This window comes from Streptomyces sp. NPDC031474 (assembly GCF_055581185.1).
On the sequence record NZ_JBVIJX010000019.1, the window covers coordinates 144044 to 168271 of the forward strand.

Here is a 24228-nt window from a genome sequence, read left to right on the forward strand (position 1 = left end):
ACTACTCGGCGGCGGCCACCGTCTCGACCTCGGTCTTCGCCTCGGCCTCCCGGGCGGCGCGCTTCGCCTTGCGCTTGATGATCAGGAACGACGCCAAGCCGATGAGCGCCGCTGCCACGAGCCCCAGGTACGAGAACTTCTTCAGCCAGGACTCCGCGACGACACCCACGTAGTAGATGACGGCCGTCGTGCCGCCGGCCCAGGCGATGCCGCCGAGGACGTTGGCGATCAGGAACTTCCAGTACGGCATGTGCAGGACGCCCGCGAGCGGGCCGGCGAAGATGCGCAGGAGGGCGATGAAGCGGCCGAAGAAGACGGCCCACATGCCCCACTTCTCGAAGGACCGTTCGGCGGTGGCGATGTGCCCCTCGCCGAAGTGCCTGGGGAACTTCGCGCCGAGCCAGGCAAGCAGCGGGCGCCCGCCCTTGCGGCCGATGGCGTAGCCGATGGAGTCGCCGACCACCGCGCCGGCGGTGGCGCAGGCGCCGAGGACAACGGGGTTGATACCGCCGTGCTGGGAGGACATCAGCGCGGCCGAGACCAGGATGATCTCGCCCGGCAGCGGGATGCCGAGGCTTTCGAGTCCGATGACCAGGGCGACCACTGCGTAGACGGCGGCCGCGGGCACCGTGTCAAGCCATTCCTGCACGTGCACCGCGCGTTCCTCCCGTTCGACGTCCCTCGGCAGCCTTGCGTACCCGGGAAGCCTACCGGGTCGGTGGTGCAGCGCCGAAGGACCTCGCCCTTGGCCGTGAACCGCCGACGGGGACGCCGTCCTGCCGTGCTCGCCAAGGCGTCAGCGGGCGGTCGGCGACGAGAAGGAGGGGCCGCTCCCCTCGGGCGGCCCCTCCTTCGGCCTTCGGTTCGTCGCTCAGTGACCGAACGAAAGGGGCTTGGTCACGTTCACGACGGCCTCGCCGAGCAGGCGGGGCACCTCGGCGGGGGCCGGGACGGCGTCGAGGAGGGTCGCGGGGGCCGTTCCCGCTGCCGGTCCGGCCGGGTCGGCAGCGGCTCCACAGCAGCCCACCTGGGCGACCCTCGTCCCGAACTCCGGTGCGAGCGGGGCGGGTGCGGCCGGAGCGGGCGCCGGGGCCGTGTCGGGGGCGAAGGGCGCGGCGCCGGGCGGGGTCGAGGACGCCGGGAGGCCCGGATCACCCGGAGGGTGGGCGGTGCCCGGACCGGGCGGCTGTGCCGTCCCGTGTACCTCCGGGCCCAGGGCCCCGGCCGCCGCGTCGGCGGTGTCGAACACCCAGCGCTGTCCGGCCGACCCGTCCCGCTCGGCGACGACGGCCTTCCTCGACCCTCCGGCGCCGCGGGCGACGACCAGGCCGCCGTCCCGGCGCAGCAGGATTTCACCGCGGACGGTCAGGTCGAAGAACGTCTCGCCCGAGTGCACCAGACACGCGGCCAGGGCGGTCGTGCGGTGGCCGGGGTCGGCGGTCAGGCAGAGCGTCGGGGCGGCGGCGCTGCGCAGCAGTCCGTCGTCCTGGTACGACCACTGCTGGGAGATGGCGGACGAGCACGCGGCCACGACGATCGGCGTCGCGGGCTCGGTCCGGCCGCCGTCGGCGTCCAGGCAGAGTCCGCTGTCCGGGCTGCGCAGCCTGCCGTGCCCGGCCTCGGCGGTCCGGGAGTCGGACGCGGAGGCGGCCGACGGGGATCCGGGGGGCGGGCCGGCGGCGGAGCGGCCCGGGACGCCCTGTCCGTCGGCGGCCGGGGTGTTGGTCCCGCCGACCGGCGCGCCCCAGGTGGCGCGGGGCGCGGGGACACCGCTGTCGTCGGTCCAGCCCTTGGCGACGAAGACCGTCGCGACCAGCGCCAGGGAGGTCAGCCCCACACCCACGAGCACGGCCTTGGGCCGTCTGCCCGGCAGGGCGAGCAACCCCGCCGAGGTGGTGCGGTGCCGGCCTTGGCCGGCGAGCGGGCGCACCCCGGCGGGCCGGGCCGGGGCATCGGCGGACGTGGGGCGTCCGGGGCGGGAGTCGAGGTAGCGGCGGGCGCCCCAGCCGAGCACGGTCTCGGCGAGCAGTACGTCCAGTCCGCCGTCGAAATGGCTGAGCTGTTCGGCGGCGTGCCGGCAGAAGCGGCAGTGCGCGAGATGCGAGCGGACATCGGGCAGCAGGGTTCCGCCGCGGCGCAGGGGAACGTCCAGGAGGCGGTTGTAGAAACGGCATTCGCTCGTCGGCGCGAGTTCACGGTGGGCGCGCACGCAGCCGGCCCGGAATTGTTCCCGCGCCTGTTCCAGGACGGCCGCCGCGGTGATGTCGTCCACACCCGACAGACCGGCCGGTACGGATATGGGTTCCGCCTCCACCTCCGTGTGCCACAAGAGGCATTGGGAGGCTGCCGGGAGTGACCGGAAAGCGCGCTCGGCGAGTTGCCGCCTTTCGGAGGTCACGGGCCGTGCCGCGCGCAGTCCCCGGCCGCCGACGGTTTTCCGCAGTTCCGGCAGAACGGCGGACACCCCGTCGGCGCCGGCCCATTCCCTGACCGTCTCCCGTACGGCGACGAGGAGTTGGGGACGCAGAGCGCCCCCCATGCGCCCGTCCGTCAGCCGGCCGAGCACCTCGTGGAACGCGGCGGCGGCCACGAGCCGCGCCGTGTCCTCGGTGCCGGCCAGGCAGACGGTCGCGTACTCGTGGGCCGCCCGCCAGTGGCGGGCGATCAGCAGGGCGACCGCGCGGGCGCGTCCGTCGGCGTCGCCCAGCCGGGCGACGAGTTGGGGGTCGGAATCGCCGGGGGGCCGGCCGGGGCGGGGCGGGTGGGGCGGTCGTGGGGGGTTCGGGGATTGCACGGAACCATTTCCTTCCAAGCCGACGGACGGCACGGAAAACACGTCGTCGGAAAGCAGGTGCCTGATTGGTGCGTACCTTTGGCCTGATCGGGCGCGTTGGCCGGATCCGACCCATCCGTAAGGGGAGGCTCACCTTCGCACACGCGCCTCACAAGAAACAAGGAGTTCGAGTGACCCAAGTTCAAAGTGCGGAAACTTCAGATAAGTTACCGGCGGTATCCGCACCCGCATTCGAAAATAACGCGGACTGCGGGACTCAACTTGTGTACGCGGAAAGCCGGATGAGGCACCGAATCTCCAACTTCCCGCCCTCGCGCGGCCGGCCGCCCCGGCACGGGAGCGGCCCACAGGAATCTCAGATGGGACTCTCGGTGTTCTCCCATCCCGGCGGGCCAGCATGCTCCGCATGAGCACCCCCCACTCCGCACCCCGTGTCCGCAAAGCAGTCGTCCCGGCCGCCGGTCTCGGCACCCGTTTCCTGCCGGCCACCAAGGCGACCCCCAAGGAGATGCTGCCGGTCGTGGACAAGCCGGCCATCCAGTACGTCGTCGAGGAGGCTGCCGCCGCCGGTCTGGACGACGTCCTGATGGTCACCGGCCGGCACAAGCGCGCCATCGAGGACCACTTCGACCACGCCTTCGAGCTGGAGCAGGCGCTCGCCGCCAAGGGCGACACCGTGCGGCTGGACGCGGTGCGCGACCCGGCCCGACTCGCCGACATCCACCACATCCGGCAGGGCGACCCGCTCGGCCTCGGCCACGCGGTGCTGTGCGCCCGCAACCACGTGGGCGACCAGCCGTTCGCCGTACTCCTCGGCGACGATCTCATCGACCCGCGCGAGAGCCTGCTCAGCAGCATGCTCGAGGTCCGCGAGCGGTACGCCGGCAGCGTGGTCGCCCTGATGGAGGTCCCGCCGGAGCAGGTCCACCTCTACGGCTGCGCGGCCGTGGAGCCGTCCGGCGAGGAGGGGGTCGTGCGCGTCACCGGCCTGGTGGAGAAGCCCGCACGCCAGGAAGCGCCGAGCCGGTACGCGGTCATCGGGCGCTACGTCCTCGACCCGGCCGTCTTCGACGTCCTGGAGCGCACCCAGCCGGGCCGCGGCGGCGAGATCCAGCTCACCGACGCCTTGCAGGAGCTCGCGGCGGGCGGCACGGTGCACGGCGTGATCTTCTCCGGCCGCCGCTACGACACCGGCGACAAGGCCGACTACCTGCGCACGGTCGTCCGGCTGGCCTGCGACCGCCCCGACCTGGGACCGGAGTTCGTGGCCTGGCTCAAGGAGTTCGTGGCGGACCTGGAGAACGGCGGGACGCAGCGGGAGCGGCCGGCGGCGTGACGGGCTGACGGGCTGACGGGCTGACGGGCTGACGGGCTGACGGGCTGACGGGCTGACGGGCTGACGGGCTGACGGGCTGACGGCACGATTGCGTCACGGGCCGGGGACGGCGCGACGGTCCCGGCGGTGGTGTGCACCGTCCCCGGGGCCGCCGCTCTCGTACGCACGACGCGTTGGAACCTCAGCCGTTGGGGCGCAGGGTCCAGATCACGGTCATCTCTGCGGTGACGGCCCCGTCCGCGCGGCGGATCTCGATCGCGACCGGGAACTCGGGGCGCTCCCCCGCGTCGACCTGCGCGACGACCTCGGCGGCCGGGCGGCCCAGCGTGGCGGTGGCGGTGACCGCGCCCATGGCCAGCTTCCGGTAGGCGATCTCGGCGCCGACGGCGAGCGGCACGGCGCGGGAGAGCTGGTCGCCGAACGCGGCCAGGACGATCGCGCCGCTGGCGGACTCGCCGAGCGTGAACATCGCCCCGGCGTGCGGCCCGCCCACGTGGTTGTGGAATTCGCCCTGGTCCGGCAGGGCGACCACGGCCTTCTCCGGACCGGCCTCGAGGAACTCGAGATTCAGGGTCCGGGCCATGGGCACCGTGGCGGCGAGCATCTCGCCGATGGACATCTGGTCTGCGCTCATGGCCACAATGTTACCTGCGAGTAGCTTCAGCTGGCCAGCACACCCTGACAAGGGGCGGTGACCGCATCACGCCCCGACGGCACTAGGGTTTCTGGCCATGTGGCCAGGACAGCAGCCGCCCGGGGGAGAGCAGAACCCGCAGGCGCAGAACAATCCGTACCAACAGCCGGGATACCAGCAGCCGAATCCGTATCAGCAGCCCGGTTACCAGCAGCAGCCCAACCCCTATGCGCAGCAGCCCGCGCAGCCGCCCACGCAGCCGCAGTGGGGCGGCCCGGCGCCCGCGGGCGCGCCCACCCCGCCGCCCGGCGGCGGAGCAGGTGGCAACCGGACGAAGCTGGTGGCGATCGTCGCGGCATCGGCCGTCGTCGTGGCCGCCGGTGTCACCGGGTTCCTGGTGCTGGGCGGCGACGACGACAAACCGGTCGACGCGGGCAAGGGCAGCGCGAGCCCCACCAGCTCGACATCCGCTTCCGCGTCGGCCTCGTCCGGCACGGACGACAACCCGCGCAGCAACGAGACGGAGAAGCCGACCGTCGCCGGCTGGAAGGTCGTCGTGAACCCCAAGTGGGGGATCGCCTTCGACGTGCCGGCCGACTGGGAGGTCCAGTCGCCGGGGCTCGGCCAGGGCTTCGAGTGGGAGGACAAGAAGAAGCCCGACGGCTACGACGCGATCCATCAGCAGGGCACGGCCGAGTTCAAGTCGAAGTGGTGCTCCACGGACTCCGACAAGGACGGCAAGACCGACGACACCGCGCTCGCCGTGGTCGGCAGCAAGGGAGCCGAAGGGGCCAAGACCACCGACGAGATCGCGATCAACACGCCCGCCTGGTGGGTCTTCGGCGGCTACACCCAGCCGGACAAGAAGAGCATCACCTTCGACAAGAAGGCCACGCCCTTCACGACCGCCTCCGGCGTCAAGGGCAGTTACGCCTGGGCGCAGTCGACGAACACGCCCCAGAAGGGCAAGTGCGACAGCGACGGCAAGGCGATCACGTTCGGCTTCAAGAACTCCAACGGCGACTACGTGTCATGGAACCTGTACGGGGCCAAGGGCGTGAAGGACGAGCTCCCGAAGGCCACGATCATGCAGATCCTCAGCACCGTACGGCTGCACGGGACGCCGACGCACAACTAGGGACGAGAGGGCGCCCGGCGGCACCGGCCGGGGGCTCTTGTCCCCCGCGGCCGAGGACATGCCGATGTCCTCGGTCCTGGGCGGGACCAGCACAGCTGCGCCCGCAAGGGCCCCGGCCGCTCAGCCGATGCCGAACGCCCCGTCGGGCGGCACGGGCGAGGGTACGGCGTCCTCGTCACGTACCGGGCGTGCGTCGCCGATGAATTGACGCAGGCCCAGGCCGTGCTCCACCCGGGCGGGGAACGCGTCGGAGGCCGTGCGGCGGGCCAGTGCGGTCACGTCGAGCGGGTGGTGCGCGGCGACGAGCACCGCGTTGCCGAACCGGCGGCCGCGCAGGACGGCCGGCTCGGCGATGAGCGCCAGCTCCTCGAACACCGCGGCGAGGTTGGCGAGTTGGGACCGCAGGAAGCCGAAGGGCGCGGCGTCGGCGAGGTTCGCCAGATAGACGCCGTCACCGCGCAGGACCCGTCCGGCCTCCTGGGCGTAGGACAGGGAGGTCAGATGGGCGGGGACCCGGGAGCCGCCGAAGACGTCGGCGACGAGCGCGTCGGCGGAGCCGTCCGGGGCTGCCTCCAGCCAGGCCCGCGCGTCGGCGGCGTGCAGGGCGATGCCCGCGCCGGCCGGCACGGGCAGGTGCTCGGCGACCAGGTCCAGCAGAGCGCGGTCGAACTCGACGACGTCCTGCCGGGAGCCCGGGCGGGTCGCGGCCAGGTACCGGGGCAGGGTGAGGGCGCCGCCGCCGAGGTGCAGCACGGCCAGCGGCCGTCCCGTCTCGGCGACGGTGTCCAGGACGTGCCCGAGGCGCCGCGTGTACTCGAACTCCAGATACGTCGGGTCGTCCAGGTCGACGTACGACTGCGGCGCCCCGTCGACGGTCAGCAGCCAGGCCCGCTCCCGGTCGACGTCGGGCATCAGCTTGGCGATGCCGTGATCGACGTCGCGGGTGACGGGTATGGCTTCCACCTGTTCATTGTGCCTGCACTGCGACCCCCGAAGGGGCGCGGGGCCGTCCCCCCACACGGCTCCCGCGCACCCTCACAGAACGGCGGTCACGGTGCCCGCTCCCACGGTCCTTCCGCCCTCACGAACGGCGAACCCGAGACCCGGCTCCAACGGAACCTCCCGCCCCAGTTCGACGGTCATGACGACCCGCTCCCCCGGTCGCGCCACGGCCGCCTCCCCCAGGTCCACATCGCCCACGACGTCAGCCGTGCGGATGTAGAACTGCGGCCGGTACCCGGTGGCGACAGGCGTCGTACGTCCTCCTTCGCGCGCCGAGAGCACGTACACCTGGGCCGTGAACCGACGACTGGGCCGGACACTCCCCGGCGCCGTGACCACATGGCCCCGCCGGACGGCGTCCCGTGGCACCCCACGCAACAGCAGTGCCACGTTGTCCCCCGCCTGCGCCTCCTCCATCGGCTTGCCGAAGGTCTCCAGGCCGGTGACGACGCTCTCCAGCCCGGCGCCGAGCACTTCGACCCGGTCACCCACCCGGACCGTGCCCCGCTCCACCGCGCCGGTGACGACGGTCCCCCGGCCCGTGATGGTGAGCACGTTCTCCACGGACAGCAGGAACGGCGCGTCGAGATACCGCTCGGGCATCGGCACATATGTGTCGACCGCGTCGAGCAGCGCGTCGATGGAGGCCGTCCACCGCGGGTCGCCCGCCAGGGCCTTGAGCCCCGACACCCGTACGACGGGCGCGGCGTCGCCGCCGTAGCCGTGCTGGGTGAGGAGTTCCCGGACCTCCAGCTCGACGAGGTCGGCGAGCTCCTCGTCGGCGGAGTCCGCCTTGTTCAGGGCCACGACCACGTGGTCGACGCCCACCTGCCGGGCGAGCAGCACATGCTCGGCGGTCTGCGGCATGATCCCGTCGAGCGCGGAGACGACGAGGATCGCCCCGTCGAGCTGCGCGGCACCGGTGACCATGTTCTTGACGTAGTCGGCGTGGCCCGGCATGTCGACGTGCGCGTAGTGCCGGGTGTCGGTCTCGTACTCGACGTGCGCGATGTTGATGGTGATGCCGCGCGCGGCCTCCTCCGGGGCGCGGTCGATGCGGTCGAACGGCACGAAGGTGCCGGCGCCGCGGTCGGCGAGGACCTTGGTGATGGCGGCGGTCAGGGTGGTCTTGCCGTGGTCGACGTGACCCATGGTGCCGATGTTCAGGTGCGGCTTGGTGCGCACGTAGGCGGTCTTGGGCATGGCTGTACCTCGAAGCGTGTCCGTAGGAAGCGGGGACCCCGGGGAGCTGGCCGACCCTCCCCCTGCGGGGTCGCCGGACGATCCGGAGAGGGTCAGCTTCGGGCGCCGTCGACAGCGGCCACGAGGAGCGGGACGGCAGCCTTCGGTGCATCCGCGACTGCGGATGCTGTGAGGACGAAGGCGTACCGGAACATGGTGTCGATGATCGCCGAGGGTTCGTTCGGTGTCGAATGGTTTTCGACGGTTTGAAACGGGATGAGAGGGAGGGGTGCTGTCCTGATGACCGGCATCAGCACGACCGAGTGGTGGGAACTGCTGCCGGAGGGCATCCGCGAGCAGGTCGACGCATATGTCCTCCAGGACGCCCTTTTTCCGGCGGTGCGCGCCGTCTGGGAGGCCGGACGGGCCCAAGGCCTGGGCCTCCACGACGCGCAACTGGTCGTCCACGAGCGTTACATCCACCACAGTGACCGGATCGCCCGGACCCCGGACGATCCGCTGGACCTGGACTCGCTGACGGCACGTGCGGCCGGTGCGCCGGGGCGCGTCGTGGCGATAGAGGCCGTCTGGGACGGGGACACGGTCCACGACTGGTTCGTGATCCTGCGCGCCGTCACCGCCGACCCCGAGGGCGAACACCCGCTGGCCACGCTGTACCGGCGCGCAGCCGTACGGCACCTCGCCGACGCGGACCCCGGCCCGCTCCACCCCTGCGCAGCCGTGGCCGACGAGGTGGGCAGGGCGCTGGCCGACCGACTCTCGGTGCCGTTCCGCTTCGCGAGCCCGCACGCCCCGGACGACGACGCGCCCCGCCGACGCCCGCACCTGTGACGGTCGTGAGACGGACCATACGGCGATCACACCTGTCCGTCCGTTACTGTCGCGAGATGCTCGATGCCACCACCCGCTCTGGGGGCACCGCCACGGCCCCTCCCCGGGCCGCCGCGACGGAGCTCGTCGTCCCCGTACCGGCTCCCGTGCCCTTCGCCACGTCCGTCGCGGATCCCGTCGCCGCGTCCGGCGGTATCACCGCGCGCTGCAGCAGAGCGCTTCGCTCGCCCTGGGCCCGGTTCGCGCTGCTGGTCGCGCTGCTCGCGGGGGCCGCGTCGAGCGTGCTGCTCTTCGAACCGCAAAAGCTCCTCGCGGACGGCTGGCCACCGCAGTTGGGAGGCGTCTCGGCGGCCGCCGTCTTCGCGGTGGCGTACGGCCTGTGCACCGTGGCGTTCGTGCCGAGACCGCTGCTGAACCTGGCCGCGGGCGCGCTGTTCGGCACGCAGTGGGGTCTCACCGCGTCGCTGGCGGGCACGGTGCTGGGGGCCGGCATCGCGTTCGGGCTCGGCCGCGTCCTCGGGCAGGACGCGCTCCGTCCGCTGCTGCGCGGCCGGCTGCTCAAGGCGGCGGACGGCCAGTTGAGCCGGCACGGCATGCGCTCGATGCTGGCCGCCCGGCTGTTCCCGGGGGTGCCGTTCTGGGCCGCGAACTACTGCGCCGCAGTCTCCCGCATGGGCTGGCTGTCGTTCCTGGTCGCGACCGCGCTGGGGTCGATACCGAACACCGCCGCGTACGTCGTCGCCGGGGCGCGTGCCTCCTCGCCGACCTCGCCCGCCTTCCTGATCGCCATGGCCTGCATCGCCCTGCCGGCGGTCGGCGGCGCGGCGGTGGCCTGGCGCAAACGCCACCACCTGCGCAGGACCTGACGCCTCGAACGCCGGAGAACGTCTCGTCTCAAACGCCTGACGACATCTCAGACGCTTTCGAGGATCATCGCGTTGGCGAGCCCGCCCGCCTCGCACATCGTCTGCAGGGCGTAGCGGGCGCCGCGTTCACGCATCGCGTGGACGAGCGTCGTCGTCAGACGGGTGCCGCTCGCGCCCAGCGGGTGCCCGAGCGCGATCGCCCCGCCGTGCACGTTGACCTTGGCGAGGTCGGCGCCGGTCTCCTGCCGCCAGGCCAGGACGACGCTGGAGAAGGCCTCGTTGACCTCGAAGAGGTCGATGTCGTCGAGCCGTAGCCCTGCCCGGTGCAGCACCTTCTCGGTCGCCGGGATCACGCCGGTCAGCATCAGCAGCGGATCCGAGCCGGTGACGGCGAAACTGTGCAGCCGGGCGAGCGGGCGCAGACCGAGGCGGGCGGCGGTCTCGCCGGAGGTGATGAGCACGGCCGACGCACCGTCGTTGACGGGGCTCGCGTTGCCCGCGGTGACGTTCCACTCGATCTGCGGGAAGCGCTCGGCGAAGGCCGGGTCGTAGTAGGCGGACTTGAGGCCGGCGAGGATCTCGGGCGTGCTCCCGGGGCGTACGCACTCGTCGCGCGAGACACCCTCCAGGGGCGCGACCTCGGCGTCGAAGAGGCCCGCCGACCAGGCCGCGTCGGCCTTGCGGTGCGAGGACACCGCGAAGGCGTCCATCTGCTCCCGCGTGATCGACCACTTGGCGGCGATGAGCTCGGCGCTGACGCCCTGGGGGACGAGCCCTTCGGGGTAGCGCTCGGCCACGCCGGGGCCGAAGGGGTCCTTGCCGGGCGGCACGTTGGACCACATCGGCACCCGGCTCATCGACTCGACCCCGCAGGCGACGACGAGGTCGTAGGCGCCGGACATGACGCCCTGGGCCGCGAAGTGCACGGCCTGCTGGGAGGAGCCGCACTGGCGGTCGACGGTGGTCGCGGGGACCGTCTCGGGGAAGCCCGCCGACAGCAGCGCGTAGCGGGTGGTGTTCATGGCCTGCTCGCCGACCTGGTCGACCGTGCCGCCGATGACGTCGTCGATCAGCGCGGGGTCGACGCCCGAGCGCTCGACGAGGGTGCGCAGGGTGTGGGCGAGGAGTTCGACGGGGTGGACGTGGGCGAGGGAGCCGTTGGGCTTGCCCTTGCCCATGGGGGTGCGTACGGCTTCGACGATGACTGCGTCACGCATGTGCGGGGCCTCCATGACGAGCACGAGCAGGGATGCCTGCGGCGCCTACTGGTGAGTAGGAAATTCAAACCCACCATAACTCCGAGAGTTGGAAAATCCAACTGACCCGGGTTTGTTTTTCCAACGCTCCCCTAGACTGATCGCATGGCCGCCACCAAAGACTCCAAGGACTCCAAGGGTTCCGAGGGCTCCAAGAGCTCCTGGGGCTCGAAGGCCCCGCGCCCCTGCTCGATCGCCGACGCCCTCGCCCTCGTCGGTGAGAAGTACTCCCTGCTCGTCCTGCGGGAGGTATGCATGGGCAACGGCCGCTTCGACCAGCTGGTGCGCAACATCGGCGCCCCGCGCGACATCCTGGCCACCCGGCTGCGCCGCCTCGTCGACGCCGGGATCCTGACCAGGCGCGCCTACAGCGAGCGCCCGCAGCGCTTCGAGTACCGGCCCACACAGGCGGGGATCGAACTGGAGCCGCTCCTGATGACGCTCATGGCGTGGGGCGACCGCCACCTCCGTGAGGACGACGACCGCCCCATGGTGATCGAGCACGCCTGCGGCAACGAACTGGTCCCCCTGGTCACCTGCTCGGCCTGCGGCGAGGAGGTCCGTCACGAAGACCTGACCGCCCACCCGCAAACACCGGGGTGGACGGTGGCAGGCCCGTCGGCGGCGTAGCACGTCAGCCGGCCGGGATCGGGGGTGCGCCCGAAGTCGCCTCAGGACACGGCGGCGCTCTCCGCGAGGCCGAACACCGTCTCGCACTCGGAGCACGTCACCCGGCCGAACAGATGGACCAGCCAGCCGGCCACGACGTCCTGTCCCGCCCCCAGAGCCAGGGCATGCAGACGGGCCCCGATCCCGGTGAGTCCGGCGGGGTCGGCCGGATGGAGTTCGGCCTCGCGCTCGTCGAGGTACTGCGGGGGCAGGGTGAGGACCGCGTCGCCCGCCTCCGGCAGCCCGCTGTTCTGCATCAGCACCGTGATGCGCAGGTCGCCCTCGTTGACCAGCCGGTGGATGGTGCCCGGTGTGAACCAGGCGACCGTGCCGGGCGCGAGGGGCGTGACCTCGTACCCGGACGCCGTCAGGGTCCGCACGGCGCCGCGCCCGCCCGTGACGACATACCCTCCGAACAGGCCAGGTGCATATGGGGAGTTCCGCCGTGCAGGCCGTCGGCTGCGGGCCAGTCGTACACGCACAGGTGCGAGACGGCGACCCCGCCGGGCAGCCCCCGGTACGCGTTCACCACGGGTGCGTCTCCAGGTACTTGGCGATCTCCTCCCGCTCCCAGGCGCCGTCGGCCACGACCACCCGGTAACTGCGGGTGAGGGTGTCGCCGGGAGCGAGCACGAGTTCTTCGAAGAAGGCCCAGGAGGGTGCGATCCCCGCGAAGGGCTCGTTGCGGACGAACCAGTGGGCGGGGTGGGCGCCGTGGGCGCCCAAGTGGTCGTTCCCGGGGGCGTGTTCGAAGACGACGGTGGCGTGGCCGTCGGCGCCGTCGTGCTCGCCGGAGAGCGCGAGCCAGGAGCTCTGCGAGGCCATCAGCCCGGGCCCCTCGCCCTCGGGGCCGATGATCCGGCCGTCCCGGAAGGCGCGCGGGCCGCGCCAGAACAGGCCCGTGTAGCCGGCCAGCTCCCGCCCCGCGGTGGTCGGGCTGCCGAAGCGGAGCGGCTCGTCGCGGCGGTTGGTGACGGCGCTGGTCCAGGTCAGCGCCCAGGCACCGGCGTCCGGGTCGACGTCGTGCACCTCGATCCGGCGCGCCTCGTCCGCCCACAGCTCGCCGCTGTACGGGTGCCAGGTCAGCCGCTCGGCGATCACGGCCCGGCCGCCGACGGCGGACACCTCGTCGAAGCCGATGTGCGCCATCGACCCGACACGCTCGGGGAGGGCGAGATACCCCTCGCCGTGGACGTACGAATTGCCGCCCCACAGGTTGGCGTCCGAGAGGTGGGAGGCGGTCAGCGACAGCCCCTTGTGCCAGCGGTGGTCGTTGGGCCGGTAGTCCGTGACGAGACCGCCCCGAAGCGTCCGCAGCGGGTGCAGGTACGGCTTCGGCGCCTCCCAGGCCGCCTCGGGCCGGTAGACGTAGGAGAGCAGTTCGACGCCGGTGACCGGGTCGGTCACCGTGACGCGGTCGCCGTGGGCGTGGACGAGACGCAGGTCGCCGCTCATGCGGACACCTCCGCGTCGACCGTGACCGGGCTCGGGTTCGGGTTCGGGTGCGGAGCCCAGCCGGGGGCGCCGCCGTGCAGGGCCGTGTAGTACGGGTCGCCGGGTCCGACCTCGCCCCGCTTCACCGTCGTGTCCGTGAACGCCGACTTGTACAGCGCGGTGATCAGCTCCAGGCTGGTGCGCCCGTCCGCGCCGCTGCTGCGCGGCCGCAGGCCGGCCCGCATGCTCGCGACCAGCTCGCGCAGCTGCGCCAGGTGCGAGCTGGGGACGTCCGCGCCGAAGTCCTGCCAGGCCGCGGCCTGCTCGCCGGGGACCGCGGGGGCGGGGGTGATGCGCCAGTCGGCGTTGGAGTGGCCGTAGAGGTGGGTGAGTTCGACGGTGGCGCGCTCGCAGTCGATACGGATGCGGCTGACCTCGTCGGGGCTCAGGACGCTGTTGACGACCGTGGCCATGGCCCCGCTCTCGAAACGGACCAGCGCGGTGGAGACGTCCTCCGTCTCCACGTCGTGCACCAGCCGGCCGGCCATCGCCCGCACCTCGCTCCACGGACCGAGGAGGTCCAGCAGCAGGTCCATCTGATGAATGCCGTGGCCCATGGCGGGGCCGCCGCCCTCGGTCTGCCAGCGGCCGCGCCAGGGCACGGCGTAGTAGGCGGTGTCGCGGTACCAGGTCGTCTGGCAGTGCGCGACGAGCGGCCGCCCGAGAGCCTGCTCGGCGAGCAGCCGCCGCACGTGCCGCGACCCGGATCCGAAGCGGTGCTGGAAGACGATCGAGGCGTACGGGCCGCCGCCGCTCTCCGCCCCCTCCTCCGCTGCTACGGCGTCGTAGTCGGCGAGGGTCGGCACCGGCGGCTTCTCGCACCACACCCAGGCGCCGGCCCGCAGCGCGGCCACGCTCTGCTCGCGGTGCAGGGTCGGCGGGGTGCAGATGGTCACCAGGTCGGGGCGCTGCTCCGCCAGCATCCGCTCCAGATCGGTGTAGCCGTGCGGAACGCCGCCCTCCGCGCAGAACGCCTCGACGGCACCGGCATCGATGTCAACAGCCGCCACGACCTCGATCTCGCCCTCGGCGGCGAGCTGCTGGAGGGCGGGCAGATGGGAGCCGCGACCGATGGCGCCGGTACCGATGACGGCAGCCCGGATACGGCGCCCGGCGAGCGGCGCGGGCAGCGGAGCGGACGGCCGACTGGATGGGGACATGGGCGTGATCAGCACTCCTCCGACGAACGGCCACAAGACCGGACGGGCCAGCAACCAAGCAGAAAGCCTGCAGCACGCACGCGCAGCAAGCGCTTTCCCTGAGCAGCAACGTATGCGGCGGCCGGGCAGCCGGTCAACCATGTGGGGGTGTCGGACGTGCGGGCGCGTGCCGGCCGGGGCGGGAGGCGGGTGTCGTCGGCGTCAGCAGTGGCGGGGCGCCTGCCAAACCCCTGTGCCGGGACCGCTGTCGCGGACCGCTACGCTTCCCTCGGCACACACTTGATCACCTGATCACTTCGCGCGGCGGGCCTGCCGTCGCCGTCGCCCTCCCCGATCGGCACTTGGACTCCGTAACCTCATGTCTTGGTTTGAATCCCTCATCCTCGGACTCGTCCAGGGGCTGACCGAGTTCCTCCCCGTCTCCTCCAGCGCGCATCTGCGGCTGACCGCGGCGTTCTCCGGGTGGAAGGACCCGGGCGCCGCCTTCACGGCGATCACACAGATCGGCACGGAGGCAGCGGTGCTGATCTACTTCCGCAAGGACATCGGCCGGATCATCTCGGCCTGGAGCCGGTCGCTGTTCGACAAGACGTTGCGCAAGGACCACGACGCCCAGATGGGCTGGCTGGTGATCGTCGGCTCGATTCCGATCGGCGTGCTGGGCGTGACGTTGAAGGACCAGATCGAGGGCCCCTTCCGCGACCTGCGGATCACGGCGACCATGCTCGTCGTCATCGGCATCGTGATCGGCGTCGCCGACCGGCTCGCGGCCCGCGACGAGACCGGCGGAAAGCACCGCGCGCCCAAGCAGCGCAAGTCCCTGGAGAACCTGGGCGTCAAGGACGGCCTGATCTTCGGCCTCTGCCAGGCCTGCGCCCTCATCCCGGGCGTCTCGCGCTCCGGCGCCACCATCAGCGGCGGCCTGTTCATGGGCTACAAGCGCGAGGCGGCGGCCCGCTACTCCTTCCTGCTGGCCATTCCGGCCGTACTCGCCTCCGGGGTCTTCGAGACGAAGGACGCCCTTGAGGGCGGTCACGTGGCATGGGGGCCGACGATGTTCGCGACGGTGATCGCCTTCGCGTCGGGATACGCCGTCATCGCCTGGTTCATGAAGTTCATCAGCACCAAGTCGTTCATGCCGTTCGTGTACTACCGCGTCGTCCTCGGCATCGTCATCATCGCCCTGGTGACGACGGGTGCGCTCAGCCCGCACGCGGCGGAGTCCGCGGGCTGACCCCTTCATCACCACCGTTGCCCGCCGCTCCCCACCGCTGCTCGCCGGACTCGCCGGCGAGCCGTCCGGGTTGATCGATCAGCCGTGACCAACCCCATATCTGCACGCGTAGTGGTCCGGTAGCGCAGTGTCAGTGCTTCCGCCTAGGCTTGGCGCATGTCCCCCAATTCTGTGACCTCTGGTTCCGTGCGGTCTGCAGCCGAGTTAAACGAGCGGATCCGGGCCCTCTGGCGACGCGCGGGCGGCTCGTTGTCCGCCCAGGAGCGGGCGGAGTACGAGCTGCTGGTGGTGGAGTGGGCCGCGGCGATCCGCGGCGAGGTGGTCACGGCGGCCTGATCCCCGCCCGCCTCCCACGGACCGTGAGCGGCGGACGGGTCTGGGCAGGGTCCGGTCACTCGCCCTGTCGGCTACTCGTCCTGTCGGCTACTCGCTCTCTTCGGCCAGGAGGGCGGTCAGGCTGTCGAGGAGCATCGTGCTGCCCTGCTCGGCCATGGCGCATTCCTCGGCGGTGTCGCAGGTCTGGTGGAGCCCGATCCGCGTGTGGCGATCGTCCTGTTCGTCGAGTTCCATGGTCATGGCCGCGGGCGCGGACCTGCCGGGTACGTCCATGCCGACCACCAGGAGACGGTGCTCGACGACCTCGAGATAGGAGCCGGTCAGCGGGACCTGCTCGCCGTCCGGCGTGGCCACCGTGGCCTTCCACGCTCCGCCCGGCCGTACGTCCATCTCGACGGATCCGGCGACGGCGTAGGCCCACCGGGCGTACTGCTCCGGGGTGGTCCACGCCTGCCACACCTTCGCCACGGGGGCGGACAGGGTCCGGGTGAGGTGGTAGGAGAAGCCGTTGGCCGGGGTGGACTGCTCGGTGCTCATGGTGCGTCTCCTTGTGCGGATGCCTGGTCGGGAAGGTCGCCTGGTAGACACCCGCGGACGCGGAAACTCATCGCTGCGGCCCGCCCCACAGGTGGGCCGGCCCAGCGCGCCGAGGGCGGCGGCTGTCGGCCGCCGCCCCCGACCGGGACCGTCAGGGATTTTCGATGGTGATGAAGGGGTCCCACTGGAAGTACCCCTTCAACTGCCGATGGCGGTCCAGGATCTGGAAGGAGAAGTGGTACACGACCTTGCCGGGCTTTTTGACGGTCGCCCGCCAGTAATGGTCCTGGTAGTTCTGCGTCACGAATTCCGGCCTGCCCTCGCTCCCCTCCTTCGGAATCGGAAAGATGCCGTCGATCACCTCTATCTCCGGCGTCCTGATGAGCTGGTGGTCCGTGTCGCTGCTCACGTACCTGTAGAGCAGCGCCTTGTAGTCACTGCTGAGCGACAGGGTCGTCTCGCGCCACCGGATGTTGTCCCCGGGTTCGGCCCGCAGGTTCAGCTCGGCCCCCGACGTACCGACGATGTGATCGTGCCGCGTCGTCATGTAGATCAGGCTTTCGTCGACGTACGTCGGTGCGTCGGGGTTCCGCGACGCGTTGGGATTCTGCTCGACGATCGTGGCCGCGTCGAACGCGATCAGGACGTTGAGATCAGCCATTTCCTGCCCCTTTCGAATACGAGAATTTCCTGGGTTTTCCGGTTCAGGCCGTCGCGGATGGCTTCGGCACTTTGTAGGCCATCGCCCGCGGGTAGTCGTGCCGGCGCAGGCGGACGCGGACCAGCAGCGGTCCGGCGTTGACCGGGTCGTTCGGGTCGGTGAGGCGCGCCAGCAGGTCGTCCAGCTCGAAGGCGTGCGTGATGCTGATCCCGTTCGCCGGGGTGTTCTTGCCGGCGAAGACGTCCGCGAGGCGGTCGTAGTGCCACGGGTGCAGGACGTTGTAGAAGTCAGCGCCCTCCGGGTCCGCGGAGCCCGGCTCGGAGTAGTAGGACGGGTGCACCAGCATCTGCTCGATGCCGTAGAAGTGCCCGTTGTCCATGACGAACACCACCGACCGGAGCCCGAGCCTGGTGTGGGTGGAGATCTCCTGGCACGTCTCCTGGAAGGCGCCGTCGCCGACGAACACCATCGGGCGGGCGCGCCCGCGTTCGGGGGCGAGCGCGGCGCCGGTGGCCGCGCCCACCGACCAGCCGATGGACAGCCAGCTGACCTGTGACAGGAACCCGCCCGCGGGCAGGGCCAGGTTCATCGAGCCGATGAGGGAGAACGCGGCATCGGAGACGACCGTCCAGTCCTCCTCGGTCTCCTGGCCCAGGAAGTGGTTGATCCGGTCGAACGCGCCGTCGTAGGTGAGCTGTTGGCGGTCGGCGTGCCGGGACCGCGAGCCGCTGGTGCGCAGGGAGGCCCGGTGGTGTCGCAAGCCGGCGGGGCGGCCGTCGAGCGGGCCGTGGTGGGCGTGGGCCTCGGCGTAGTAGTCGGCGGCCGGGCCTCCGGAGCCGTAGGCCTTCACCAGGGCGTCCTGGAGGGCGGGCAGCAGCTGTGCGAGCTGGACGTCGGGAAAGTAGGAGGTGCCGACGCTGACGCCACCGTGCGCGGCCATCACCCAGTCGCCGCCGACGCACTGCTCGCCGCCGAGGTTCTTCGACGTGGACCAGGCGCCGAGGCCGATCCGGCAGGTGGCCCAGTCCTTGAACATCCGGTACACGTCCGGGTGACTGGCGTGGCCGTTGTAGACGCCGTGGAACTGCGGCAGGTCCTCGTCGACGACGGCCTTCGCGCCGACGGTGGTGCAGAACGGCACTCCGGTGGCCTCGACCAGGTCGGTGAGCTGCCCTCCGAGGCGGAACCGGTCGATCTCCTCGCCGGCCCACACGATCGGGCGGGGCCTGCCGTCCGGTCCTGGATGCTCCTCGACCAGGGTGAGGATCGCGTTCACGGCCTGGTCGAGCATGGCCTGGTTGCGCGCGCTGAACGGCCGCTCGTGACGGACGATCGGCTCCTCGGGCCCGGGGCAGGGCTCGTCCCACAGGTCCTCCATGACCTCCAGATAGACCGGCCTGCGCTCGGAGAGGCACGCGGTGAGCGCGGCGTCGATCTGACCGGCGGCCAGCCCCGGGTTGGAGATGACCTGCGCGTCCACGGTGACCTGCCGGTAGACGTCCAGGTTGCTCTCCGGGCGGGGGCTCATGTGTGAGGTGAGCATGCCGAGAGCGCGGTAGTTCTGCCACTGCTCGTACGGCGGGGAGGCGTTGACGGCGATGAGCGGGACCTGCTCGACGTAGGCGCCGCCGCAGGCGTTGAGCAGGTTGAACGCGCCGACGCTGTAGGTGACCGCGGCCGCGCCGACGCCGTGGATGCGGGCGTAGGCGTCGGCGGCCTGGCCCGCGCCGCCCTCGGTGGGGGTGCCGACCCACTCGATGTCGCCCTCGGCCCGCAGGGTCGTCAGAAACGGGCCGAGGTGGTTGCCGGGGACGCCGAACAGATGGGTGATGCCCAACTCGGCCAGCCGCAGGGCGAGATAGCGGGCGACCGTGCAGCCGGGGGTGATCGCGGTCATGAACACTCCTCCGCGTTCGGGCCCGGGGTGGTGACCGGCGGAGCCTGGTGTACGGCGACGGCGGCGCGGACGGCGCTCTCCAGGGCGCCCTCGATCCAGGCGTGCTTGAGGGAGGTGTGCTCTCCGGCGAAGTGCACGGGGCCCTCGGGCCGGGAGACGTCCAGGTGGAAGCTGGTCATCTGGTGGGCGGTGTAGAGGGCGGCCTCACCGAAGGCGTACGGGTCGCGGGCCCAGCTCTGGGTGGCGCCCCGGCCGGTGAAGAACACCTCGATGCGGCGGCCGTGCAGGGCCTGGAGGTTGCGCAGCGCATAGACGTAGCGCTCCGCGTCCCGCATGGAGTCCCAGCGCGCGGCGTCGTCGGACCAGCAGTACGAGGCGAGCACCACTCCGCCGGTGCTGCCCTCGACCCGGTGCGACGGGTAGTACATGAACCGGTTGGGGTTGTCGGTGGCGGAGCCCCCTCCGAAACAGTGGGTGGCGGGGCGGACCGCCGGTCCGCGCAGCGGCAGGGCACTGTCGATCTGCCGCATCTCCTCGGTGACGCTGCCGTCCTTGACCGCGGCGCCGAGCAGGCCGGCGTCCTGGCCGGGGAGCATGAGGGTGGGACCGGTCTGCGATGCGGCGAGCGTGAGCGCGGGATCGGGGATCGCCTCGGCGCTCAGCCGGTAGAACTCGTGAAGGCCCGGTGCGATGCTCTCGAGTTCGTCCCGCCAGTCCTCCTCGGTGAACTCCCACCACCGGTGGCTGAACTCCAGCAGCACCTTGGTGGCCTGGTCGTAGTGGGTCTCGATGACGGCACGGCGCTTCTTGTACGACATCGAGGGGACGATCTCCACGAAGCGCAGGGCGGAGAACGGGATGGTGACGATCGCCAGGTCCGCCGTCCACAGACGCGGCGGGGCCTGCGGGTCGTTCTCGGCGACGGTCTGCACGGCCACGCCCCAGCCGTCGGGTCCGACCGCGCCCGTGCCCTCGGGGTCGGTGTCGCGGCTGGGGTCGTGGTACTCGAGGCGGATCATGCGGTGGCCGAGCCGCACCTCGTCGCGCAGGCCCTGGTGGAGGGCGTGCGGCAGGCGCCAACTGCCGCCCGGTATCTCCCAGTAGCGGACACCGGGGTTGATGTCGCTGCGGCTCAGGAAGCTGTGGAAGAAGGAGAGGTGCAGCCGGGAGGACATGTTCTCCAGGGTTCCGACGGCCTCGATCGCCTCGTCGCTGAGCCCGGCGTGGTCGCGCAGGAAGCCGCCCATCGAGTAGCCGTCGAAGTCATGGATCACCCGGGCCCAGCCTTCGACCCACTCGTCGAACGGCTTGTTGACGCGCTTTCCGTCGACGACGTCGGAGTAGTAGTCGCGCACGCTCTCCAGCGCGTCGTCGACCATCTGCACGACGGGGGCGCGCACCTCGTCGTCGGTGAGGTGGAAGCCCTCGTTGATCCGTTCGGGAGTGGTGGCGTAGTCGGCACGCCGCACCTGGACGCGGTTGGCGCGGATCCAGGAGTTGCCGCGCTTGTCGGGTTCCCGGAAGTCGGGGCTCTCGTCGCCGTACGTCCAGGTCCGGCCGGTGAAGGAGGTGTATGTCACCGGGGGGACGGGGACATCGGGCCGGCTGCCGGTGGAGGGGTCCACGTCCACGTTGTAGAACTGGCGGCGGCCGAGCCCGAGTTTGTCCACGAGGGCGAGGACCAGCGGGTGGAAGTCGGGCAGTCGCATGGCGCCGGCCTCGGCGTACTGGGCGTGGTCGTCGAAGGGCTGGTGGTGCTTGGTCGCGCGGAAGGTCTTGATGCGTCCGCCGACGCGGCCGGCGTTGGCCTCCAGGACGGTGACGTCGTGACCGGCGTCCTTCAGCAGGCGGCCGGCGACGAGGCCGGTGATGCCGGCGCCGATGACGAGGATCTTCTTGCGCGGGTGGCGGGTGGAGCCCAGGTGCCCCGTGTCGATGAGGGTGTGGAGATAGCCGAGCTTGAGGTCCTTGTCGTCCGGCCCGACGAGGAGGAGTTCACGGGCGAGCCTGAGGCACGTCTGCCAGCGCGCACGGGTCGCGGAGTTGCCCCGTGGAATGTCGGTCATAGCTTGCGATCGTAGATATGGAGAAACGATTTCCTGGCCCCTCCGACGGATAAAGTCCTAAAAACACCGATCGCACCGTCTGGCGGAATTTTGACTTGCCCGGATTTCCCTTGCAAGAACCGAAGGTTCGCCAGGGACGGAAGGGAAATGGGAGTTATTCCGACAGACGATTCGCTCGCGGAACAACGAAATCCGGCACGGAACACCGGAATCCAGGACCCTCGATGACGACAGTTCCACCGACCGGCCGGGACGAGGGGGAACAGGGAGAACGGGGAGGACGGCACACTCCGGCCAGTAGTCGCCGCCACACGCGCCGGGACCGCCCGGCGTGGGATCCGAACGTTTACACGGGGCCCTGCAAACAATTCGAAAACGGGGGACAACGGCATGCCCGCGCCCGTCACCAGGAGGCCGGTGTGCAACACCCACTCCTCCGCGAGGAATCCGCCGAGCAGGGAGCCGAGCGGAGTCGGCCCCATGCCGACACACGTGATCGTCGCCGCCGCACGGGCTTGCATCCCGTCCGGGGTGACCGCCTGCCGGACGGCCATGACCGTGACATTCGCCAACTGGCCACCCGCCCCGAACGTGAAGCCGGCCGCAAGGAGCGCGGCAACCCTCACCGCAGAGGAGCCGTGCAGCGTGGGCACGCACAGAACTGCGCTGTCGCCGACTCCCGCCGCCGACACGAGCACCGCGCCATGACCGAACCGGCCCGGCAGGCGCGCGGCAGGAAGAGCAGGTAGACGGGAGACGGTCATCAGGGCGGCGAAGGAGAAGTCAACGACCCGGGACTGAAGTCCCGGGTCGTTGGCGGCTCTTTCACTCGACGAATCTCCCACCGCGCGTGAACACGGCCGACAGCCGAATGAGAGGTTCGCCTGCAGAGGAAGGCGGTTGGCCTTCTGGCCGGACATGATGGCCTGGGTGAGCGGTCGTGACGGGGCGGCTGCGGAGCCGAGGGAGGTCTCGATGAGGGTCGTATTCGTGCACGGCGCGTGCGCGCTGGATGCCGGCTGGTGGTGGCACCGGATGGTGGAGCCACTTGCCGCCCTGGGTGTGGAGAGTCGCAGCGTGGAACTACCCAGCTGCGGTGAACGGCCGGGAGCGGCGTCCGGAACGGATCTGCACGCCGACGCCGACGCGGTACGGGCCGTGCTCGACGAGGAGCCCGCGCGTCCCGCCTTGCTGTGCGGGCACTCCTACGGCGGGATGGTGATCACGGACGCTGCGGCGGGCCGGGACGACGTCGGCCACCTCCTCTACGTCACCGCGGTGGTGCCGGACGCCGGCGAATCCCTCGCTTCCCTGGCCGGACCCGAGCCATCCCCCTGGGTCGTGCCCCGGGATGACGGCACGGTCGTCCCGAACACGGCGGCCGACCTGCGGGGCGCCTTCCTGCACGACTGCGACGAGGAAGCAGCGTCGGGCGCCCTCCGGCGGTGGGGACCACAGTCACAGGAGGCCTTCGCTCAGGTTCCGCGCGGCGTGGCCTGGCACACAACCCCCTCGACGTACGTCGTCTGCACCGAGGACCGGGCCACGCCACCGGCGAAGCAGCGGGAGTTCGCCCGGCGGGCGTCCCGACAGATCGACCTGCCGACCGGCCACCATCCGTTTCTGTCCCACCCGGAACTGCTGGCCGAGGTGATCGGCGAGATCGTCGACGGGTTCGGCACGCCTGCCGTGTGAACAAGCGATGACAGGCACTACCGCAGTGCTGTCCCGCGCGGCTGGACGACCGCCCGGCCGGGGGCTGATTCTCGAAGCATGCGCGGAACCGAACGGCGCTAACGTGCTATCGGTGTTGAAGATCGGGGGAGGAGCCCAGGGTGACCAGGACGTGGTGGGTCATGCAGCGAGAGGTGCAGGTTGGTGAACTCCGTGAATACGGGATCGACCAGCCGACATTCTTGTGCCACTTCTTGCCTGGGCCGGGCTGGAAGCCCGTCAGTCCGCTGTTCGAAGCGGGCGGCCATACAGGGCCCTGACCCTGACGGGAGCCGGCACGCGAAGGCCATCCGGCCTTTGATGGATCTGGGACTCACCCTGCACCCTTCGGACGGGAGCGCCCCCTTGGGCCTCTTCAGAGACTGCATCCTGCGCATCTATGGGGACACGGCCCGTCTCCGTTGCTGATCAGCAGACAAATGCCCGTGCCTGTCCAGGCCGGCTCTGTTACGGTGCCGCTTCGTGAGTACGGACATCCATGGCGGCATCGAGTTTCGTCACCCCGGCGCCGACACCGACTACTACGACGGTGAGCCTTGGGTGGCCGCCATGGACCTTTGGCCGTTGTACGACCAGACCGACTACGCGGCCTTCGGCTGTCTCTTCGGAGTGCGCAACTACGCGGGCTTTCACCCGCTCGCACCAGACCGCGGTCTTCCCGTCGATCTGTCGAGTGGCATGCGCTCGCAGCTCGAGCCCTGGGTCGCAGCGGGAAGCCTGTACGGCGCGAGCTGGGTCAGTTGGGCGGAGCTTGCTTCACTGGATCCCGCGACCACGCCGGGACATTTCATCGGACTGCTGACCTGGCACGCGACATCGCTGCCCTCGACCCTGCACCAACAGCTCGTGCCCGATCCATGGCCGTCGGAAGTCCTGGCCGCAGTAGGCGCGCCGCCCCCGGACCTCAACAGCACGACGGGACATGTGGAATGGACCACCGACGAAGTGATGTGCAGATACGAACCGTTGACCGCCGGCGCTGTCCTGGGTCCTGAGACCCACTGGCCCCATGTCTTCGCCGTGATGAAGGCTCTGGCAGGCCGCTTCGGCGATGACGGCGTTCGCCTCGTCGTGGCGTTCGACTGACCGCACAGAGTCCGTCCCCTCACACCCCACGGGACTTTGTGATGACCCACGTCAAGCCGCGTTCACAGACCTTTCTTTCACTGGCGCACACAGCGGTACCGAGGCTGGGGGAATGCGGCGGTTCGAGTACTGCGCCCCGGCACGGTAGTGGTTACTCTCCAGTCACGTTGACCTGCGGGGATGGCTCGAGCGGACTACCTTTGACGAGTGGATGTGCGAGGCGGCGATTGCTGGATAGAGTCGTCTCGTTACAACTGGTTGCGGGGACAACCAAAGTGCCTTTCGGCTGCCCCC

At 70.8% G+C, this 24228-nt stretch carries 21 protein-coding genes and 2 pseudogenes; 9 read left to right on the top strand and 14 right to left on the bottom strand.

What is annotated here, in order from left to right:
- Nucleotide 1: 1 nt before the first annotated feature.
- Both ACZ5SK_RS35605 and ACZ5SK_RS35610 read right to left on the bottom strand, forming a co-directional pair.
- Entirely contained in the window at nt 2-655 is a 654-nt protein-coding gene (locus ACZ5SK_RS35605) for a DedA family protein (RefSeq protein ID WP_334583083.1), read from the bottom strand.
- Between the two features lie 216 nt (nt 656-871).
- Entirely contained in the window at nt 872-2794 is a 1923-nt protein-coding gene (locus ACZ5SK_RS35610) for an RICIN domain-containing protein (RefSeq protein WP_468576971.1), read from the bottom strand.
- A gap of 406 nt (nt 2795-3200) precedes the next feature.
- Between ACZ5SK_RS35610 and galU the strand changes: the two genes are divergently transcribed.
- A complete protein-coding gene (gene galU, locus ACZ5SK_RS35615; RefSeq protein ID WP_361708896.1) occupies nt 3201-4130 on the top strand; it encodes a UTP--glucose-1-phosphate uridylyltransferase GalU in 930 nt (309 codons plus the stop codon).
- A 181-nt stretch (nt 4131-4311) separates the two neighbouring features.
- On the opposite strand, the gene ACZ5SK_RS35620 is transcribed toward galU, so the two are convergent.
- Nucleotides 4312-4749: a DUF4442 domain-containing protein gene (locus ACZ5SK_RS35620; RefSeq protein ID WP_334583818.1), complete on the bottom strand. Its 438-nt coding sequence runs from the start codon at nt 4747-4749 to the stop codon at nt 4312-4314.
- 112 nt (nt 4750-4861) lie between these two features.
- Here ACZ5SK_RS35620 and ACZ5SK_RS35625 point away from each other — a divergent pair, with 112 nt between their 5' ends.
- The gene (locus tag ACZ5SK_RS35625; RefSeq protein ID WP_468576973.1) at nt 4862-5902 is read left to right on the top strand and encodes a DUF8017 domain-containing protein; all 1041 of its coding nucleotides are present in this window, start codon (nt 4862-4864) and stop codon (nt 5900-5902) included.
- A gap of 120 nt (nt 5903-6022) precedes the next feature.
- On the opposite strand, the gene ACZ5SK_RS35630 is transcribed toward ACZ5SK_RS35625, so the two are convergent.
- On the bottom strand, nt 6023-6814 hold the full coding sequence (locus tag ACZ5SK_RS35630) for a spermidine synthase (RefSeq protein ID WP_334583819.1): 792 nt from the start codon (nt 6812-6814) through the stop codon (nt 6023-6025).
- A gap of 123 nt (nt 6815-6937) precedes the next feature.
- Nucleotides 6938-8107: an elongation factor Tu gene (gene tuf, locus ACZ5SK_RS35635; RefSeq protein WP_334583087.1), complete on the bottom strand. Its 1170-nt coding sequence runs from the start codon at nt 8105-8107 to the stop codon at nt 6938-6940.
- A gap of 279 nt (nt 8108-8386) precedes the next feature.
- On the opposite strand from tuf, the gene ACZ5SK_RS35640 reads away from it, so the two are divergent.
- On the top strand, nt 8387-8938 hold the full coding sequence (locus ACZ5SK_RS35640; protein WP_334583088.1) for a hypothetical protein: 552 nt from the start codon (nt 8387-8389) through the stop codon (nt 8936-8938).
- A 56-nt stretch (nt 8939-8994) separates the two neighbouring features.
- Nucleotides 8995-9804, top strand: a complete 810-nt coding sequence (locus ACZ5SK_RS35645; RefSeq protein WP_334583089.1) for a TVP38/TMEM64 family protein — start codon at nt 8995-8997, stop codon at nt 9802-9804.
- A 47-nt stretch (nt 9805-9851) separates the two neighbouring features.
- Here the strand turns inward: ACZ5SK_RS35645 and ACZ5SK_RS35650 are convergent, their stop codons facing one another.
- Complete coding sequence (locus ACZ5SK_RS35650; protein WP_361708890.1) at nt 9852-11021, bottom strand: thiolase family protein; 1170 nt, start codon at nt 11019-11021, stop codon at nt 9852-9854.
- A 144-nt stretch (nt 11022-11165) separates the two neighbouring features.
- Between ACZ5SK_RS35650 and ACZ5SK_RS35655 the strand changes: the two genes are divergently transcribed.
- A complete protein-coding gene (locus ACZ5SK_RS35655; protein ID WP_334583091.1) occupies nt 11166-11690 on the top strand; it encodes a winged helix-turn-helix transcriptional regulator in 525 nt (174 codons plus the stop codon).
- Between the two features lie 221 nt (nt 11691-11911).
- Here the strand turns inward: ACZ5SK_RS35655 and ACZ5SK_RS35660 are convergent.
- The 3 genes and pseudogenes from ACZ5SK_RS35660 to ACZ5SK_RS35670 all read right to left on the bottom strand — a co-directional run.
- A pseudogene (locus ACZ5SK_RS35660) lies at nt 11912-12258 on the bottom strand (cupin domain-containing protein); the annotation flags it as partial.
- Nucleotides 12255-13184: a DUF6807 domain-containing protein gene (locus ACZ5SK_RS35665; protein ID WP_334583092.1), complete on the bottom strand. Its 930-nt coding sequence runs from the start codon at nt 13182-13184 to the stop codon at nt 12255-12257. The pseudogene ACZ5SK_RS35660 and the gene ACZ5SK_RS35665, both read right to left, overlap by 4 nt.
- Nucleotides 13181-14383 carry a Gfo/Idh/MocA family protein gene (locus ACZ5SK_RS35670; protein ID WP_334583093.1) on the bottom strand — a complete coding sequence of 401 codons (1203 nt, stop codon included), beginning with the start codon at nt 14381-14383 and terminating at the stop codon, nt 13181-13183. The genes ACZ5SK_RS35665 and ACZ5SK_RS35670 overlap by 4 nt, the downstream gene beginning before the upstream one ends.
- 358 nt (nt 14384-14741) lie before the next feature.
- On the opposite strand from ACZ5SK_RS35670, the gene ACZ5SK_RS35675 reads away from it, so the two are divergent.
- Entirely contained in the window at nt 14742-15617 is an 876-nt protein-coding gene (locus tag ACZ5SK_RS35675) for an undecaprenyl-diphosphate phosphatase (protein WP_361708886.1), read from the top strand.
- A gap of 156 nt (nt 15618-15773) precedes the next feature.
- Nucleotides 15774-15953: a hypothetical protein gene (locus ACZ5SK_RS35680; RefSeq protein ID WP_079663672.1), complete on the top strand. Its 180-nt coding sequence runs from the start codon at nt 15774-15776 to the stop codon at nt 15951-15953.
- A gap of 87 nt (nt 15954-16040) precedes the next feature.
- Here ACZ5SK_RS35680 and ACZ5SK_RS35685 read toward each other — a convergent pair whose 3' ends face one another.
- The 5 genes and pseudogenes from ACZ5SK_RS35685 to ACZ5SK_RS35705 form a co-directional block, all read right to left on the bottom strand.
- Complete coding sequence (locus ACZ5SK_RS35685) at nt 16041-16490, bottom strand: SRPBCC family protein (RefSeq protein WP_334583095.1); 450 nt, start codon at nt 16488-16490, stop codon at nt 16041-16043.
- A gap of 151 nt (nt 16491-16641) precedes the next feature.
- Entirely contained in the window at nt 16642-17151 is a 510-nt protein-coding gene (locus ACZ5SK_RS35690) for an inclusion body family protein (protein WP_361708883.1), read from the bottom strand.
- A 43-nt stretch (nt 17152-17194) separates the two neighbouring features.
- Nucleotides 17195-19048, bottom strand: coding sequence for an alpha-keto acid decarboxylase family protein (locus tag ACZ5SK_RS35695; RefSeq protein WP_334583097.1), 1854 nt, complete (start codon nt 19046-19048; stop codon nt 17195-17197).
- A complete protein-coding gene (locus ACZ5SK_RS35700; RefSeq protein WP_334583098.1) occupies nt 19045-21114 on the bottom strand; it encodes a flavin monoamine oxidase family protein in 2070 nt (689 codons plus the stop codon). The genes ACZ5SK_RS35695 and ACZ5SK_RS35700 overlap by 4 nt, the downstream gene beginning before the upstream one ends.
- A 374-nt stretch (nt 21115-21488) precedes the next feature.
- Nucleotides 21489-21854, bottom strand: a pseudogene (locus ACZ5SK_RS35705) (MFS transporter); the annotation flags it as partial.
- Between the two features lie 235 nt (nt 21855-22089).
- Here ACZ5SK_RS35705 and ACZ5SK_RS35710 point away from each other — a divergent pair.
- Nucleotides 22090-22809, top strand: a complete 720-nt coding sequence (locus ACZ5SK_RS35710) for an alpha/beta fold hydrolase (RefSeq protein ID WP_334583099.1) — start codon at nt 22090-22092, stop codon at nt 22807-22809.
- A 501-nt stretch (nt 22810-23310) separates the two neighbouring features.
- Nucleotides 23311-23934, top strand: a complete 624-nt coding sequence (locus ACZ5SK_RS35715) for a hypothetical protein (protein WP_334583100.1) — start codon at nt 23311-23313, stop codon at nt 23932-23934.
- Nucleotides 23935-24228 lie beyond the last annotated feature (294 nt).